Origin of the sequence: Corallococcus sp. Z5C101001 (assembly GCF_007352635.1) — a bacterium.
Lineage (GTDB): Bacteria > Myxococcota > Myxococcia > Myxococcales > Myxococcaceae > Corallococcus > Corallococcus silvisoli.
In genome coordinates this window covers 69116-87136 of sequence record NZ_VKLU01000017.1, presented here as the reverse complement: position 1 = coordinate 87136, position 18021 = coordinate 69116, and the positions used below count along the sequence as shown (strand labels likewise).

General features: G+C 72.4%; 10 protein-coding genes. 6 read left to right on the top strand and 4 right to left on the bottom strand.

Features of this window, described 5'->3' with window-relative positions:
* Window positions 1-40 precede the first annotated feature (40 nt).
* Window positions 41-1786: a carboxypeptidase regulatory-like domain-containing protein gene (locus FOF48_RS31905; protein WP_143907952.1), complete on the top strand. Its 1746-nt coding sequence runs from the start codon at window positions 41-43 to the stop codon at window positions 1784-1786.
* Here the strand turns inward: FOF48_RS31905 and FOF48_RS31900 are convergent.
* Both FOF48_RS31900 and FOF48_RS31895 read right to left on the bottom strand, forming a co-directional pair.
* Window positions 1774-2601: a glutaminyl-peptide cyclotransferase gene (locus FOF48_RS31900; RefSeq protein ID WP_143907950.1), complete on the bottom strand. Its 828-nt coding sequence runs from the start codon at window positions 2599-2601 to the stop codon at window positions 1774-1776. The two genes, FOF48_RS31905 and FOF48_RS31900, sit on opposite strands and share 13 nt — an antisense overlap.
* 74 nt (window positions 2602-2675) lie before the next feature.
* Window positions 2676-3137, bottom strand: a complete 462-nt coding sequence (locus tag FOF48_RS31895; protein WP_143907948.1) for a response regulator — start codon at window positions 3135-3137, stop codon at window positions 2676-2678.
* A 500-nt stretch (window positions 3138-3637) separates the two neighbouring features.
* On the opposite strand from FOF48_RS31895, the gene FOF48_RS31890 reads away from it, so the two are divergent.
* Both FOF48_RS31890 and FOF48_RS31885 read left to right on the top strand, forming a co-directional pair.
* Complete coding sequence (locus FOF48_RS31890; protein WP_143907946.1) at window positions 3638-5152, top strand: Do family serine endopeptidase; 1515 nt, start codon at window positions 3638-3640, stop codon at window positions 5150-5152.
* A 549-nt stretch (window positions 5153-5701) separates the two neighbouring features.
* Window positions 5702-9619, top strand: coding sequence for a serine/threonine-protein kinase PknK (locus FOF48_RS31885; protein WP_186002152.1), 3918 nt, complete (start codon window positions 5702-5704; stop codon window positions 9617-9619).
* 139 nt (window positions 9620-9758) lie between these two features.
* Here FOF48_RS31885 and FOF48_RS31880 read toward each other — a convergent pair whose 3' ends face one another.
* The gene (locus FOF48_RS31880; RefSeq protein ID WP_143907942.1) at window positions 9759-11573 is read right to left on the bottom strand and encodes an OPT/YSL family transporter; all 1815 of its coding nucleotides are present in this window, start codon (window positions 11571-11573) and stop codon (window positions 9759-9761) included.
* The gene (locus tag FOF48_RS31875) at window positions 11570-13834 is read right to left on the bottom strand and encodes a PAS domain S-box protein (protein WP_143908078.1); all 2265 of its coding nucleotides are present in this window, start codon (window positions 13832-13834) and stop codon (window positions 11570-11572) included. The genes FOF48_RS31880 and FOF48_RS31875 overlap by 4 nt, the downstream gene beginning before the upstream one ends.
* A gap of 262 nt (window positions 13835-14096) precedes the next feature.
* On the opposite strand from FOF48_RS31875, the gene FOF48_RS31870 reads away from it, so the two are divergent.
* The 3 genes from FOF48_RS31870 to FOF48_RS31860 all read left to right on the top strand — a co-directional run bounded on the left by FOF48_RS31870 (window position 14097) and on the right by FOF48_RS31860 (window position 18012).
* Complete coding sequence (locus FOF48_RS31870) at window positions 14097-15485, top strand: serine/threonine-protein kinase (RefSeq protein ID WP_143907940.1); 1389 nt, start codon at window positions 14097-14099, stop codon at window positions 15483-15485.
* Window positions 15486-15841: 356 nt separating this feature from the next.
* Window positions 15842-16720: a hypothetical protein gene (locus tag FOF48_RS31865; protein WP_143907938.1), complete on the top strand. Its 879-nt coding sequence runs from the start codon at window positions 15842-15844 to the stop codon at window positions 16718-16720.
* 314 nt (window positions 16721-17034) lie between these two features.
* Entirely contained in the window at window positions 17035-18012 is a 978-nt protein-coding gene (locus tag FOF48_RS31860) for a sensor histidine kinase (RefSeq protein WP_143907936.1), read from the top strand.
* The last annotated feature ends 9 nt before the right edge of the window (window positions 18013-18021 follow it).

The window sequence follows — 18021 nt, the reverse complement described above, 5'->3', positions numbered from 1 at the left end:
AGGGTGACAGCCCTGGCGAGGACCTGCGCAGAATGCAGACATGGTCTTGATGGGTCTGGGATTGTTCCTCGCGGGAACGCTGGCCGTGGCGATAGAGGTCCCGGACACCACGGTCACGCTCTACAAGGACAAGACGCTGGTCGTGCGGACGGCCACGGTGAAGGTCGCGGGCACGGAGCAGGTGCAGTGGCCACTCTTGACGGGGCAGGTGGACCCGGCATCCATCCAAGTGGAGGCCGAGGGCGCCGAGGTCCAGCGCGTCGAGGTGCGGCCCACCTATGTGCCTGCCTTCACCGCTGAAGAGGTCCATTCGGCACTGCAGCGCCTGGGCCCTCCCAGACCCCCAAGCGAATCCCTGTCGTACTCTCGCAGCCAGTCGGACGCCTTCACGGAGCTCTCCATCATGGCGGAGCGAGGCTCACCTCCTGCGGTGGATGTCATGGCCACCTTGAAGGGCGAAGGCCTCGCGAAGGTGGTGCTGCGCTACGTGCTGTCCGGCGCGCGCGGGCGCTACCGGGTCGAGCTTACCGTGCGGAGTCAGCCACCCCAGGTGGAGGCGACTTTCCTTGGGCACATCCTTCAGCGGACAGGCGTCGACTGGAAGGACGTCATTCTCCACTTCGATCTGTCTCGGAAGATGCCCCCCTTCGAGGCAACGGGTCCCCTCCCGGAGCGGATCAACCGGCCCGACATGCTGGAGGAAGAGACGGCCCTGCGCCGCCTGATCTTCAACAACATCGGGCAGCCCACCACGGCGAACTGGAATGCCCGGGCCTCCCGCCAGAGGGACATCCCCGTCGTCCTCATTGGAACGGTCGTGGACGTGAACACGGGAGCGCCGCTGAAGGACGCGGTGGTCACCGTCGCCACCAACCGGCTCCAATCCCGGGTGTACGCATTCACGAATGCGCACGGCGAGTACCGCATCACCGACCTGCCACCCGACCCCGCTGGCTACCGACTGGTCTTCGAGCACCCGAGAGCCAGGACGCGGGTCCACGAAGCGGTTCCAGCCCCTAACGGCGGGTCCCTGCGTTTCGATGAACGGCTTTGGACCGGGGCCGGGCCGGATCCAGACCCGCCCGAACCTCCCGTGGAAGGCGGCTGCTACCTCGGGGGCTCAGTCGACCCCGTGATCATCGACTACCTCGTGGCGGGACTCGGTCCCCGCGAGTCCGAACTCATCGCTCCGCCCCAGGACTTCGCGCGCCCTGCCGGCCCTCCGCACGGCGTCTGGAAGAGTCCGGACAGGCGCTTCACCGCACCCGGGCGGCACATCGTGCTCGACAATACCGCGCCCCGGATCCCCCTCCTCACCGAGACCTGGCCCGTGACCCTCCACCGCCAGGTCTTCCTCGAGAAGGACGCGGCCACGTATCTCGTCGGAGAGGTGCACCCATCCGCTGAGGTTGCGCTTCTGATGCACCACTGGATCCAGCCCGTCGTGGACGGCAAACAGCAAAAATTTCTGAAGCTGTGGCCCCGCCCTCCGGACAACACCTTCACGCTTCCCCTGGGCACCGACCCCAAGGTCCGGGCCGTGCGGCGCGTGCAGCGCGGCCCGGTGGAATGGAATGCCCGTGAGGTCCAGGACGTGACCGTGCGGGTGCCCAACCCCTACGCCGAACCCATGCGCGTACGCGTGGTGGACACCTTGCCGCGCGGGGCCCGGCTCATTCGCATCACTCCCGGAGCCCACCGCGACGACGAAACGGCGACGCTCACCTGGGACCTGCTGGTGCCCCCGGCGAGCACCGGCGCGGTGTCCTTCCGCTACTCGCGCTGACGCGACTCCTGCGAGGTCGCGGGCTCCAGCGCCACCTCGAAGAGGTCGGGCCACAGCTTGCCGGTGAAGAACAGCCGGCCGGTGCCGGGCTCCAGCGCGATGCCGTTGAGCACCGCCTCGTAGCTGTGCACCCGCCCACGCACCGCTCGCACCAGGGCCGACGCGTCGATGATCGCCAGCACACGGCCCGTGGCGTAATCAATCTTCAACACGTGGTCGGTGTGCCAGACGTTGGCGTAGACGCCGTCCTCCGCGCACTCCAGCTCGTTGAGCATGTCCTGCGGGACGCCCTGTGACGTCACCTGCACCTGGGACTTCACGTGGAAGTCCTTTGGATCGTGAAAGCGCAACGTGGACGTGCCGTCGCTGCGCACCAATTGCCCTCGCCAGTAGCACAGGCCCCAGCCCTCGCCCGTGTAGGCCACCTGCTTCTCCTGCGCGGGGGGATGGCCACTCTGGCCATTCCACACGTAGAGCGTCTCGTCCTTCCAGGTGAGCTGGTACAGGCGCTCGCCGTCGCTCGCGAGCCCTTCCGGGAACACGTCCGGCAGGTCCTGCGTCCACAGGGGCGACGCCTGCTCCAGGGAGATGCGGCGCAGGTCGCCGTCCTCCCCCGTGCTCTCGTAGAGCTGGCCCTGGTGGAACTGGAGCCCCTGCGTGAAGGCCGTGGGGTCGTGCGGATACGTGTGGACGATGCGCGCCACCAGCTTGCGCGGCGTGCTGTCGGTGACGCCCGCGTCCGGCGTCTGTCGCTGCGTGGGCGCACACCCCAGGCACAGCAGGGACCACGGCAGGAACCAGGGGATGCGGCGCATGGGCTTCCTTGCAAGCAGGCGACTTCGTCGCGAGCGGCGGCCACCTTACCGCGCCCACGCCCCGCGCGGGCCTTTCAGCCGCGCGTCATCGTGAGCGCCACCTCCACCGCGCCTCGCAGCTCGTCCATGTCGAACGGCTTGTTGAGCACGCAGGTGGCCCCCAGGCGCAACGCCTCGCGGTGCAGCTGCGCGTCGCCGAAGGCGGTGATGAGGATGACGGGCGTGGTCCACTGCTCGCGCCGCAGGCGGGCGAGCACCTCCAGGCCGGTGAAGCCCGGCATGCGCACATCCGTGATGATGAGGTCGGGCGCGCGCGACTCATCCGCGGTCAGCCCCTCGATGAGGACGCGCACCAGGTCCGGCCCGTCCGACGCCTCCACCACCTCATAGCCGCGCCGCATGAGCATCTTGCGGATGAGCGTGCGCATCTCCGACTGATCATCCGCGACCAGGATGCGCGGGACCCTCGCGGGCTCCGAGGTGGGGTCTTCCCAGGCCGCGCCGCGCGCGACCCCTTCCGTCTGCTCGTGCACCATGGGGGAGTGGGCTCCTGGAGGGTTGAAGGTGCGCCTGACGCCTCGCACGGAGGACCCCGCGCGACGCGAGGGCCTTCCCCGACACGGCGGTGTCGCGGCGGTGGGACAGGCCGCTGCAAGAGCATCCGCCGTGCCATGCACGCGGCCCGGGGGGTCCCGGGGAGCCAGGGGGATGGGGCGTGGGGCAGCCTGTCCCCGGGCGAAATGCCCCGGTTGGGGCACTTTGCCCCGCCTCCCGGGGGCGTTTGGGACACGACTCCCCTCTGGAACGGGGTGATGGGGGACTTGGCCCACGGACTGCATTGAGGTCCCGGCGTCGGACCGGATGCGGGGCTTCCTCTTCAGAGCTCCCTTCAGGCAGCTGGGCCACTGGTGGCTCCCGGTGTCGCTGGTGGAACGGGACCGCTGCCTCCTTCCCAGGGTGCCCACCGCATCCGGTTCGACTCTTTCCCCTCCGCCCGGAAGGTCGCTTCCGGCCGCCACCTCAAGGAGAACGCACGATGGTCCGCACCCTTCCGTCCCGCCGCCGCCTTGCCCGCGCACTGATGCTCACGCCCCTGGTCGCGCTGGGAGCGTGCAAGCCGTCGCCGGACGTGGCCCCTCCAGACCGTCCCACGCTGTCGCTGAAGACGGCCACCACGCCCTCGGGCGCGAAGGTGGAGCCCGCGGTCTATTCGCCCGCGCTCTCCGCACCCGGCGCGCTCACATCCCTGGCACCGCTCGTGGACACCGTGAAGGGCGCGGTGGTGAACGTGGAGGTGCAGGCCCGCGCACGGCCCGCGATGGGCGGGATGATGCAAGGCCTTCCTCCCGGGCTCGCCGAGCGCTTCGGCATGCAGGGCGGACAGAACCCCTTCGGCGAGGGCGGCGCGCCCGCGAAGCAGGGCCTGGGGTCGGGCTTCGTCATTGATCCCGCCGGACTGGTGCTCACCAACAACCACGTGGTGGAGGGCGCGGACAGCGTGCGGGTGAAGTTGGAGGACGGGCGTTCGTTCGACGCGGAGGTGCTGGGCCGCGACGCGCTCACGGACGTGGCGCTGATCCAGCTGAAGGGCGTGTCCGGCAAGCTGCCCTTCGTGAAGCTGGGGGACTCCGACGGCCTGCGCGTGGGCGACCCGGTGATGGCCATTGGCAATCCGTTCGGGCTCGCGTCGAGCGTGAGCGCGGGCATCCTGTCCGCCAGGGCGCGCGACATCCACGCGGGCCCCTATGACGACTTCCTGCAGACGGACGCGGCCATCAACCCGGGCAACTCCGGCGGCCCGCTCTTCAACATGAAGGGCGAGGTGGTGGGCATGAACACGGCCATCATCGGCGGCGCGACGGGCATTGGCTTCGCGGTGCCGGCGAACCTCATCCAGGCGCTCCTGCCGCAGTTGCAGGAGACAGGCGTGGTGCGCCGGGGCTGGGTGGGGTTGGCGGTGCAGGACCTCACGCCCGAGCTGGCGCGCGCGCTGCGCGTGGATGCGGCGAGGGGCGCGGTGGTGGCCGGCGTGAGCGCGGGCGGTCCGGGCGCCAAGGCGGGCCTGCGCGAGGAGGACGTCATCACGTCGGTGGGCGAGCGCGCGGTGGACTCCGCCGGCTCGCTGACCCGCGCGGTGGCGCTGCTCAAGCCGGGCAGCGAGGTGAAGGTGAGCCTCGTGCGCGGCGGCAAGGCGATGGAGGTGCCGGTGAAGCTGGGCACCCGGCCGACGCAGCGGGGTGAGGAGGAGATGACGCCTCGGGACGCGACGCCCGCGCCCCTGTCGAAGCGGCTGGGCCTGCGGCTGTCGGAGGCGCAGGACGGCAACGCGGGCGCGCAGGTGGTCGCGGTGGAGTCCGGCAGCCCCGCCGAGCGCGCGGGACTGGCGCCCGGGATGGTGCTGACGCAGGTGGGCGACCAGAAGGTGTCCGGCGTCTCCGAGGCCGCGCGGGCGCTGACGGCCGCGGAGCCAGGGGCCGCGCTGCTGCTGCGCGCGCGGGTGCCCGGTCAGGACGGCTCACTGCTGCGAGCGATTGAAGTGCCCCAGCGGTAGCGGTCCTCCGTGCGCGCTCCGCCGGGAGGCTCCGGTGGAGCGCGCACAACCCTGAGGCCCCACCGGCAACGCTCCCGCACGCCCTCCCGCGCAGCCCATGCGCCCCACGACGAGCACCAGACCCGGCCACGCCTGCCGTGGCCGCTCCCAGCCACGTGGAGCCTGAACTCCTTCCATGCCCGCTCCTCCAGTCGAACTGGACTAACAGGCAATCCTGACATGGAGAGGAAAGGCGCAACGCGGTGCGAAATGACGCGGACGGTGCGCGGGCGACCCGCTGCTTTTCTGGCCGCTTGGGGTGTCCGGTGTCGCGCGTTTTCCCAGGCGCGGCGCCTGGACGCCCTCCGGGCACGGGAGGGCTTCTGACGAATGCTTCACGCGTCCGCCACTTGAGTGCCGCCAGGGGTTCGGAAATCGACGGGACGCTGGCATAGAGTGGCACCCGTGCCGCGCTGCCTCACATGCGGGCGACGTTGGGAAGGCTCTCACGCGCCGTGCCCGCCCGGCGCCTCGCCTCCCATCGCCTCGCCGTCCGAAGCTTCACTCCTCGTGCCCGACGTGCCGGGCTACCGCTGTGAGAAGGTCATCGCGCGCGGTGGCTTCGGCGTCCTGCTGGCCGCGCACAAGCGCTCCGCGGACGGCGGCGAAGGGGAGCGCATCGCCCTGAAGCTGGCCCGCCCTGGCATCGCGCTCGCGGAGGCGCAGCTCGCCCGCGAAGCGGTGGCCCTGCGGACCATCGGGCCGCCCACCGTGCCCGCCCTTTATGACACGGGCACGCTGCCCGGCGGCCAGCGCTTCGTCGCGATGGAGTTCGTCCCGCTGCCGACGCTGGCGGACTGGCTCGCCCAGGTGTCCGGGCCCCTGTCGCCGCAGGAGTTCGGGCCGCGCGCCAGCGCGCTCCTGGAGGCGGTGGCCCACGTGCACGCGCACGGGCTGGTGCACTGCGACCTCAAGCCCGAGCACGTCTTCCTGGACGACGCCCACGGCCGCGCCCGCGTCTTCGACTTCGGCCTGGTGCAGCGCCCCGCCCCCGGCGCGCCCGCCGAGGACGGCACGCCCGGCGACACCTCCTCCTTCGCTGGCACCGCCGAATACATGGCGCCCGAGCAGTGCGCCGGCCACGCCGCCCTGGACGCGCGCACGGACGTGTACGCGCTGGGCATCATCCTCTACGAGCTCATCACCGGCCGGCCGCCCTTCTTCGGCTCGCTCACGGAGGTGCTCCAGGCGCACCTGTCACTGCGGCCGCCGCCCCCGTCGGAGTACGCGCCCGTCGCGCCGCCGGTGGAGGAGGTCGTGCTGCGCTGTCTGGCCAAGGAGCCCGCGCGCCGTCCCCGCGACGCGTCCGCCGTGGCCCAGGCGCTGCGCGCGGCGCTGGAGCACGCGGGCCAGGCCGCGGTGCCGCCCGCGCCCCGCCTCACCCTGCTGCCCGAAGTGCGGCCCGCCCAGACGCGCCGGTCCGTGTCGGTGCTGTTCATCTCCTCCCGCGCCAACCCCGTCGCCGTGCAGAAGGCGCTGGCCGCCTACGGAGGCCACATGGCCTTCACCGACGGCGTGCGCTTCGCGGGCGTCTTCGACCCCGACGTGGGAGAGAACCCCGTGCGCCGCGCCCTGCGCGCCGCGGAAGGACTGGCCGAAAGAGGGCTCGCGCCCGCCGCGCTCGTGGACGTGGCCACCGTCACGGTGCAGCGCCGCCGCGATGGCGCGCCCCGCTACCTGGGCGCCATCTTCGCTCGCGAGGACCGCTACCCCGGCGTGCCGGACGTGCGCGGCCCCCTGATGTCACCCGCCGCCGCGGAGGCCGTGCCGGAGGTGCCGTGCCTGCCCGTGCCGGGACGCCCCGGGTTGATGCGTCCCGCGCCGTCGGGCGCCGCGCCCAGGCCCGACGTCACCGTGCTGCAGCTGGGCAGCGAGATGCTGGTGGGCCGCGACGTGGAGCTGGAGCAGCTGCTGGAGAGCGCCCGGTCCGCGGTGTCCGAAGCGGCGCCCACCATCGTCACCGTGCGCGGGGACCGGGGCCACGGCAAGAGCCACCTGGCCTCCACCCTGGGCCTGCGCCTGAGGGCCGCGCTGCCGCACGCGCGCGTCTACTCCATGCGCTCCCGCGAGCCCGTGCAGGGCGACCCGGAAGGAACGCTGCGCACGCTCCTGCGCCTCGCGCTGCACGGCTTCGACCGCGACGACACCGACACGCAGGAGGACGGCCGCACCGCCATCCTCGACCGGCTGGGGCCCCGGCTGGGCATGGAGCTGTGGCCGGGCGTGGCCGCGACGCTCGGGTGGTACGCGCCCGGTGGGCCGGAGCTGCACAGCTGGGCCGCGGCGCCGGGCGCGCTGCGCTCCCTGGCCCTGCGCGCCACGGGTGAGCTGCTGGCGGCGAGCGCCCGCGAGCGTCCGCTGTGCCTCATCGTGGACGACGCGCACTTCGCCGAGGAGACGGCGCTGGACGCGCTGGAGTACGCGGCGCTCGCGGAGACGCGCGTCCCCTTGTGGGTCTGCGTGCTGGTGCGCCCGGGCTTCGAGCAGAGCCGCCCGTCCTGGGGCGCCCGCGCCGCGCGCCAGCTGGACCTGCCCCTGTCCGGCCTGTCTCCCGGGGATGCGCAGGCGCTGTGCCGCGCGCTGCTCAAGCCGGTGGAGAACGTGCCGGCGCAGGCGGTGGAGCGCATCGTCGAGCGCGCGCAGCGCGTGCCCCTGTTCCTGGTGGAGCTGGTGCGGGGACTGAAGCGGCAGGGGCTCGTGCGGCAGCGCTCGCCGGGCGGCAACTGGTACCTCGTCACGGACGAGCTGGACCGCGTCCCCGAGCTGCGGCTGGTGGAGTGGCTGGCGGACCGCGAGCTGGGCGCGCTGCCTCCGGCGCTCGCCGCGCATGCCCGCCTGTGCGCGCTGCTGGGCGCGGCCTTCACCGCCACGGCCGCGGACGGCGTGGTGCGGGAGCTGGAGCGGGATGGCGCGGCGGCGCAGTTCCCGCTGGATGTGGGCCATGCGACGCGGCGGCTCCTGGATTCGGGGCTGCTGGTGGAGCACCGGCTGGAGGGCTTGAGCTTCCGCAACGAGCTGGTGCGCGAGGCCGTGGTCGCGGGCCTCCCCGCGGAGGAGAAGGCGCGCATCCACCGCGCCGCGTACCGCCACTACCTGAGCCCCGCGGGGACGCAGGAGCGCCAGCGGCTGGCCCGGCTCGCGATCCACGCGGCGGCGGCGGGGCTGCGCGACGAGGCGGCGGCGCTGACCATCGACCTGGCGGAGTCCGCGCGCGGCCGTCACGCGTTCCTGGACGCGGAGGCCATGTACACGCGCGCCCTGGAGCTGCTGGAGCCCGAGGACGAGCTGCGCGGCCTCACGGCGCTGCGGGGCCGGGGCCTGATGCGCTACCGCATTGGCCGGTACGAGGACTCGCTCACGGACTTCGCCATCGCGCGGGAGCGGGCGCGGGGGTTGGGGGATTCGCGCGCGGAGGTGGAGCTGCTGCTCGACGAGGCGATGGCGCTCGACTGGGTGAACGACTACGCGCGCAGCGAGGTGCGGGCCCAGGAGGCGCAGCACCTGGCGGAGACGGTGTCCTCGCCCTACGTGCAGGCGCGGCTGCTGCTGGCGCTGGGCCGCGCGCAGTTCCGCAAGGGCGAGTGGCTGGACGCGCTCATGCCCTTGGAGGCCGCGGCGGAGCGGGCCCGGAAGCTGGGCGACGCGGGCTACGAGACGCTGGTGGTGGCGCTGCTGCTGATGGCGGTCATCCTCCCGAACCTGGGCGACATCGACGGCGCGGAGCGCGTGATGGACGAGGTCATCAGCGCGTGCACGGAGCGTGGCGACCGCTTCCATCTGGGCTCGGCCATCAACAACCGCCGCAACCTGTGGGTGGCGCGGAGGGATTTGACGCACGCGCTGAAGGACCAGGAGCGCTTCATGCAGCTGGGGCGCGAGCTGGGCGTGGTGGGCTGGGAGTACTTCGCCGAGCACAACATGGGCGAGCTGTACTACCAGGCCGGCGACGTGGAGGCGGCGGCGCCGCACATCGCGCGCGCCATCGTGCTGGAGCGCCGCCATCCGGAGGTGGCGCACCGCCCGTGGGCGCTGTTGCTCCAGGCGCGCGCCATGGCCTGGACGGGCCGGAGCGACCGGGCGCGAGACCTGCTGGAGCAGGTGCGGCAGACGATGGCGAACAACCGGCACGGCGTGAACCTGAGCCCGTCGGAGGAGGTGCTCTTCTCCATGGTGGAGCTGTCCGCGCGCGACGCGACGGCGGAGGAGTGGCACGCGCTGCGCGAGCGCTCCGCCCAGGCGTCCGTGGAGCAGGAGCCGCTGGAGGTGCTGGAGATGATGGGCCTCGCGGCGTGGCGCCGGGGCGACTTCGCGGAGGCGATGCTCGCGCTCGGCGAGGCGCTGGCCCGGGCGGCGCACGTGCCGAACCTGATGGAGGACCGCATCCGCCGCTCCCTGGAGCGCGTGAGGGACCTCACGCCCGCGGCATAGCGCCGACGCGACACCCACCACGGTGCCATCGTGGCGGAGCGGCATCGTCCCGCCAGCATGTCCGAACCGCTCGCGACACCCACCACGGTGCCATCGTGGCGGAGCAGCGTGGTCCCGCCGACCCACGCCCAGCCGCGCGCTATGCCGAGCGCTGAAGCGCCGTCGTGGCGGCGATGATGAGCCCCATCAGCGACTCGCCCACCAGCGCGCCTGAACCCAGCGCGGGCACGTGCGCATCCATCGCCTTCGGCGACCACCGCCGCGCGAGCGCCACCAGCCCCGCGCCCAGGCACAGCGTCACCGCGAAGAAGGCGGGCGTGATGAAGCCGATGCCCATCGCCACCGGCGACGGCATCCACCGCGCGGCCCGCCCCTTCGCGGCCAGCGTCAGCAACGCACCCACCCCGCACCCCACCAGCGCGCCCCACGCCGCGTACGGCGGCAGGCCCGCCAGGCCGCGCACGGACACCTCCGCCACCGCGCGGAACTGCGCCGCCGCGGGCACCGGCAGCGCCGCCGTCCCCAGCCCGTACACCTCCACCAGCGACAGGTAGGCCGGAACCGCCACCACCGCGCCCACCACCACGCCCACCAATTGCGCGCCCAGCTGCCGCGGCGCCGAGGCGCCCAGCAGGTACCCCGCCTTCAGCGACCACAAGCTCACGCCCGTCTGCGCCGCCGCGCCCGCCACCACCGAACCCGCCGCCACGTTGGGCGAGAGCTCCCCCGGCCGCACCACGCCAAAGACGACCTGCGTGAGGTTCCCCATCTGGCTCACCGGCGACACGTCCGTCTGTCCCGCGCCACGCGCGCACACCGCGCACAGCGGCACCAGCAGCGCGAGCGCCAGCAACATCGACGGCACCCCCAGGCCGAACAAAACCCCGCCCAGCACCACCGTCAGCCCGCACGCGACCGCCGCCACCCACAGGCTCCACCGGGGCAGGCTCCCCCCGCTCGCGCCCACCGAGCGCAGGTCCTTCGCCGCGCCCAGGAAGTCCCGCGCCTGCGCGCCCAGCGACACCACCGCCGCCCCCACCATCAACCCCACGCCGGGCCACATCAGCCACGCGGACAGCGACTCGTACCCCGCCCCCGTCACCACGCCCTTCCCCAGCAGCCCCGGCGCCAGCACGCCCCACGCCAGCCCCGAGCCCAACAACATGCTCAGCGCCAGCTGCAGGCCCGTCATCATCCCCACCGCCAGCAGCATGGGGCTCATCCCCACGCCCCACGTCAGCGACTCCAGCGGGACACCGCCCACGCGGCCCGGCAGCGCCACCATCGCCGGCAGCCACCCGCGCGCGTCGCGGAGCCAGGTCAGCCCCATCGCCACGAGCCCGGCCCCCACCAGCGTCCGGCCCCGCCCCGCGGGCGCGTCCCGCGCGGGCGTGGCCGCGTGCAGCGTGGAGATGAGCTCCGCGGTGGCGATGCCCGTGGGGAACGGCAGCGCCTCCTGCTCCAGCAGCCGCCGCCGCAACAGCCCCGCCACCAGCACGCCCACCGCGCCCAGCGCGATGCCCCACGCCGCGATGCCCCAGCCCGGCACGCCCGTGCCCCACAGGGCCAGCGCCGGCAGCGCGCCCAGCAGCCCCGCCGACGCGGGCATCGCGCCCACCGCCGACGCGGCCGTCTGCGTGAGGTTGTTCTCCAGCGGCGTGTACGGCACGCCCCGCCTGCGCCCGTAGGCCGCGAGCCCGCTGAACCCCAGCACCGTCGCGGTGATGGAGCCGCTGTCCCAGAAGCCCGTCTTCATCCCCATGTAGAGGTTGGTGACGGCCAGGAGCGCGCCGATCAGCAGCCCCATCCCCAGCGACCGGGCCGTCCACTCGCGGCCCTGGGACGCGAGCGCGGCCACCATCACCGGGCCCGGCGCGTCCACCGCGGGCCGAGGGGCCTCCGGTCCCGCCGCGACCTCGGGAGGAGCCGCGGGGTGACCGGAGGCGGCGCTCATCGAGACGCCTCCGCCGAGCGGCCCACCAGCTCCCGCAGCTGCGCCAGGTCCAACGGCTTGCTCAACTTGAGGTTCGGCACGTCGCGCAGGAACGACGTCGTGCGCGGCGTGAAGGCCCCACCCGTCATGAACACCATGCGCCCCGCCTGCTCCGGCGCCGAGCGCCCCAGCTCGAAGTACAGGTCCATGCCCGTCATCCCCGGCATCATCACGTCGCAGAGGATGAGGTCGAAGCGTCCGCCCTCGTTCACCAGCCGCAGCGCCGCCTGCGCGCTGTTCGCCGTGGCCACCTCGTGCTCCGTCGCCAGCGAGCGCTGCAGCGCCACCGTCACGTTGGGCTCGTCATCCACCACCAGGATGCGCGCCCGCGCCCCCGCCTGCGCCGTCGCCGACAGGCGCGGGTAGAGGTCCGGTTCATGCGCCGCCGAGCGCAGGACGACGCGGAAGGTGCTGCCCTGCCCCGGCGTGCTCTCCGCGTGAATGGAGCCGCCCATGGACTCCACGATGCCGTGGCAGATGGACAGCCCCAGCCCCGTGCCCACGCCCACCGCCTTGGTGGTGAAGAACGGGTCGAAGATGCGCCCCAGCACCTCCGGCGTCATCCCCACGCCGGTGTCGCGCACCTCCACCACCACCTTGCCCGGCTCGCCCGGCCGGATGATGGCGCGAATCTCATGCTCCGTGACGGACGACGGGGCCTCCGGAATCGCCTGCGCCGCGTTGAGCAGCAGGTTGAGGAACACCTGGCACAGCCGCGCCTCGCTCGCCTCCACCGCGGGCACCGGCTCGAACTCCGTGACCAGCCGCGCGCGGTGGCGGATGACGTTGTCCGCCATCTTGCACGCCAGCTCCACCGAGCGGCGCACGTCCACCGGCATCGGCCGCGACTCCTGCTCGCCGCGCGCGAACACCTTCAGGTCCCGCACGATGGTCGCGATGCGCTCCGCGCCCTCCGTCGTCTCGCGCACCAGCTGCTGGATGGAGGCCACCGGCTGCGACGGCGCGCCCTGCGCCTCCAGCTTGTCCAGCCCCTCGCGGATGAGGTGCAGGTTCACCAGCATGTACGCCAGCGGGTTGTTGATTTCATGCGCCACGCCCGCGCCCAGCGTGCCCACGCTGGCCAGCCGGTCCGCCACCACCAGCCGCGCCTGCAGCTGCCGGCGCTCGCTCAGGTCGCGGTGCACCATGATGTTCGCGATGATGCGCCCCTCCGCGTCGCGCAGCGGCACCACCACGGACTCGCAGACGCACGCCATGCCGTCCGCGCGCCGGAACTCCAGCTCGCCGCTCCAGCGCCCGTGCACCTCCAGCGCGGTGAGGATGGCGCCCGTCAGCCGGTCCTGCTCGCCCGGGTGCAGCACGCTGAAGAGCGTCTGCCCCATGGCCTCCTTGCGGCTGCGGCCGAACATCCGCTCCGCGCTGGTGTTCCAGTCGATGACCCCGCCCGCCAGGTCCGTGATGACGACGCCGTCGGAGATGCTCTCGAAGATGAGCGCCTGACGGTGCAGCTCCTGCTCCGCCTGCTTGCGCGCGGTGATGTCCATCACCGTGCCCGTCACCCGCGCGGGCTGCCCCGCCGCGTCGCAGAGCACGTCGCCCTTGCACGAAATCCAGCGGTAGCCGCTGCCCGCGGGCTCGATGCGGTACTCCACGTCCACCTGCGACTTCTGCTGGAGCGCCGTGGCCAGCCCCGCGCGCAGCCGGGGCAGGTCCGCCGGGTGCACCACCTCCTCCAGGTCCATGGCGCGGCCGGACAGCTTGCCCACCGCCAGCCCCAGGAGCCGGTCCACGTGCTCGCTCCACGTCACCTGCCCGCTCTTCGCGTTCCAGTCCCAGATGCCCACGCGCGCGGCGGACAGCGCCTGCCGCAGCTGCTCCTCGCGCTGCTCCAGCACCTCGCGCTTGGAGAAGCGGAACACCGTGACGGTGCCCACCTGGAGCCGGTCGCCCTCCTGCAGCTCCGCCGTGGACACCGGCAGGCCGTTGAGGAACGTGCCATTCGTGGATTCCAGGTCGGTGACGTGGCAGGTGCCATCCCCGGCGCGCAGGATGCGCGCGTGCTTGCGCGACACCCCGTGGTCGTCGATGCGCACCTCCGCCTCCGAGCCCCGTCCGATGACGTGCTCGCCCTGCTCCAGCCGGTACGCCTTGCCAATGGCGGCCGGCGTCGTGGTGCTGATGAGGATGAGGCACGCCCCGGTCGAGGACGGGGCCGTCACCGACTGGCCCGCGCAGGTCGTGAGCTCGTCCAACAACGTCATCATGTATGCCAGCCCCCTGGCGTTCCCCTGCGCTCGGGACGGCAGTCTGCTCGCCGCCTGTCGTGCATGACGCCGCGCTCCGTGATGGCCAGAAGCCTTGGCCCGGACCGCAACCATACCCCAACGGCCTCCAATGAACGTCCCCTCCCCCCATGGGACAGGGAGGCTGACTGCTGGTGAACGGGCAGACAGGCAGGCAGGGAGGCCCCGCCGGGCACGGGCACACGCGACCCACCCGCGGGTGGTAGGGTGCGAAGTATTCATGGCGGCGGACTCCGAGAGCACCTTCCGCATCCAGGCGCGCGCGGCCGCGAACGCCACGGACAAGGGGCACGACACACCCACCCGTGCTGAACGGGGACCGGGCACGCTGGCGGGCGAGTACGTCCTCAAGGCGATGCTGGCCGCCGGCGGCCACGGCAGCGTCTACGAGGCGGAGCACCGCATCCTGGGGCGGCACGCCGCGGTGAAGGTGCTGCACGCGCACCTGGCGGACCAGGGGGAGATGCTCCAGCGCTTCGTGCGCGAGGCGCGCGTCGTCAATCAAATCCACCACCCGAACATCGTGGACGTCTACGACTTCGGGCTGATGCCGGACGGCAGCCCCTACTACGTGATGGAGCTGCTGTCGGGGCGCACCCTGAGCCAGGTGGTGCAGGAGCGCGGGCGGCTGTCCGCGTCGCGCGCGCTGGCGTACCTGGAGCCCATCTGCGGCGCGCTGGAGGCGGCGCACCGCGCGGGCGTCGTCCACCGCGACCTGAAGTCCAGCAACATCCTGGTCGTGGAGGAGGGGGAGAAGCCCCGGCTGAAGCTGCTCGACTTCGGCATCGCCAAGCTGATTCAGCAGGAGCCCGGCCAGGAGGGGCTCACCACCGCGGGCCAGCGCCTGGGCACCGCGCACGCGATGGCGCCCGAGCAGTTCCGGGGCGGCCGCATCGGTCCGCCCACGGACGTGTACGCGCTGGGCGTGCTCCTCTACCAGTTGCTCACCGGCCGCTACCCCTTCCAATCCGACGACCGGCTGGAGCTGGAGCGCATGCACCTGGAGGCCCCGCCGCCGCGCCCCAGCGTGAGGGCCCCGGTGTCGCCCGCCATGGACGCGGTGGTGCTCCGGTGCCTGGACAAGGACTCCACCCGCCGCTACCCCAGCGTGAACGCCTTCCTCACCGCCCTGCGCGAGGCCGCCGAGGAGCCCGGCCAGGTGGAGGGCCAGACGCGCATGGTGCTCGCGGTGAACGCGGAGGTGCTGTTGCCCACCGCCGAACAGGACGACGACACCGTCTACGCCGCGCTCGCGGGCGTGCTGGACACGCTGGAGCAGGGATTGCGCGCCCAGGGCTTCCTCCTGGCGCTGCAGACCGGCACCACGCTGCTGGGCGTGCGGCCCGTCTCCTCCGCCGCCGACGCCGCGCACGCGCTCCACGCCTTGAGGGAACTTCACTCGGAGGCGCAGCGGCTGGCGGACTCCGCGCAGGCCCGCGTCCACCTCTGTCTCCACCATGGCGAGGCGGAGACCCGCGGCGAGGCCGGTGAGGCCGAGGTGGTAGGCGGCCCCGTCACGCATGTGGCAACCTGGAACGTAAGGGAGCCGGGTGGTTTCGCCATCACCCGTCCCGCGTCCCAGTTCCTCGAGAGTCCTCCCCCGCAGTGAGCCGTCCCCGCCGCCCCCCAGCCTCCCGCCCGCCCCCCTGCGACACCCGCATGCGCTGTGGCTCCATGCCGTTCACCGGCCTACCTCTGGCTCCGTGAGAATTGGACCCACACCATAATTTTTTGACTAAGCCGTATTTCTTTCCGATCCTGAATCCGTCACGATTCCCCTGTCTGACAGTTTCAGCACCTTTCTGGCTGAAAGCCTGGACTGCCTGACATTCTGGAAGTCGGACCTCCGACTTCCCTCGAGCGGGAGCCCCCTACATGCGCCTCACCCCTGCTTTTCGGCCTGGAAGTGGATGCAGTGAGTGGTGGAACCGAAGTGCCTCACGCCAACCCCTGAAGGCGGTGTTGATGACGGGGGCGCTGCTCGCCCTCGTGGGTTGCGGCGCGCTGCCCGAGGACGCCGTCCCGGACGCGGCGTGGGCTTCGGTGGATCAGGCCCAGGCGGGGGACAACGGACTGTCGACCAACGGACTGTCCACGAATGGCCTGTCCACGAACGGCCTGTCGACCAACGGCCTGTCCACGAACGGCCTGTCCACGAACGGGTTCAACGACTGGTTCAACCAGAACGCTTCCTCCGCGCCGACGCTGATGGCGTACATCGTGAAGTGCGCGGTGCCGGCGGGGCAGACGCGCACGTTCCAGGCCACGTCCACGGGCGTGAAGTACACGTGGCAGGGGAGCCTGGGGCTCGCGCCGGGCTGGGCCGGGGGCAAGGCCGCGACGGTGCTGGAGCAGCAGGCGGTGAGCGCGTGCCTGGCCGCGCACGCGAACAAGTACGGCCTGCACATCGCGCTGTCCGTGCTGGGCCGCGCCGCGGACGGCGTGGAGGTCCCCTACTCCGCCGAGGAGCTGACCCAGTTCAACACGAAGGAGGCCTGCTTCTTTGGCAACCTGTTCACCAACGAGGGCGTGTTCGCGGCGCGCGATCGCGACTTCAGCACGGCGGAGAGCTCCACCCGGGCGTGTGGCCTCACCCTGAAGGCGGATAACTGCGCGCCCATCACCAACGTGGGCAGCTGCGCGCAGTTCTGCACGCGCGGCGACGCGAGCCAGCCCTACTACACGCAGTGCACGTACAACGGGAAGACGTACCCGGCCATCACCACGCGCGTGCAGCCCGCGGAGCTCTACCGCTGCGGCGACGGCGTCTGTCAGTTCACCGAGCACTGTGGCAACGGCACCACGGCGGACAGCTGCCGCGCCGACTGTGGCACCTGTTCCTGATCGCACCCGGGGTGGAGCTGACGATGACGCACCGGGCATGAGAGGCCTCCCCCAGGGGCCCCTGCCCGAGCCTCCGGGCGAGCGGTGTGAGCCTTCCGCGCGCCCGAGTCCTGAAATGGAAAGAAGGGCGGAGCACGAGCCGGGCGGTGTCGCCTGACGGTGTCGCATACCCGCGCGCACCTTGCCGGGCACGGGGCGTCGGTGTTGGATGGCCCTCCGCAGGCCGGCCCGACAGCAGGGACCACCGCCATGGGGACCACCGCCACGAGGTGCGGTGACGGCCGCGGATGGAAGTTGGGTTGGAGCGGGCCGCGATGACGTTACGAGCGAAGGTGGGGCGGTTGGAGGCGATGACGCGGCGGCGGGGCTCGCTGCGACAGGCCTTCGAGCGCCTGGGCTCCGGCCCCCGGGCCTCCCAGGACGCCTCGCGCGCGGACAACCACCTGCTGGAGGAGACGGTGCGCGAGCGCACCGCCGCGCTGGAGGCCGCCAACGCGAAGCTGTCCAGCAGCCTGGAGCAGCTGCACGCGACCCAGGCCCAGCTGCTCTTCGCGGACCGGCTCATCGCGCTGGGGCGCATCGCGGCGGGCGTGGGCCATGAAATCAACAACCCGCTGGCCTTCATCCTGAGCAACCTGGAGTACATCCACCAGGAGCTCCAGCAGAAGGAGCGCCTGTCGGAGCAGGACCGGCAGGAGATATTGGAGGCGCTGGCGGAGACGCGCGACGGCGCGGAGCGCATCCGGCTCATCGTGAGGGACCTGCAGACGCTGTCGCGCGCGGAGGACGTGGGCAGCGGGCCCGCGGAGCTGGCCGCGGTGGTGCGCACGGCGGCGAAGATGGCCATGCACGAGCTGCGGCACCGCGCGCGGCTGGTCGTGGAGTGCGACGGCGTGCCGCCGGTGCAGGGCAACGGCTCCCGGCTGGGCCAGGTGTTCCTCAACCTGCTGCTCAACGCGGCGCAGGCCATCTCCCCGGGCAACGCGGAGGCCAACGAGGTGCGCGTGGTGGCCCGCCCCGGCGGCCCCGGCCAGGTGCTGGTGGAGGTGCGCGACACCGGCTGCGGCATCGCGCCCGAGCACCGCGAGCGCATCTTCGACCCCTTCTTCACCACCAAGCCCCTGGGCGTGGGCACGGGCCTGGGGCTCGCGGTGTGCCATGGCATCGTCACCTCGCTGGGGGGGACCCTGACCATGGAGAGCACCCCTGGCCGGGGCACCATCTTCCGCGTGTCCCTGCCGGTGGCGGGCGCCTTCGTGCAGACGCCTCGCTCGCAGGCCGACTGGACCTGAGGCCCGCCC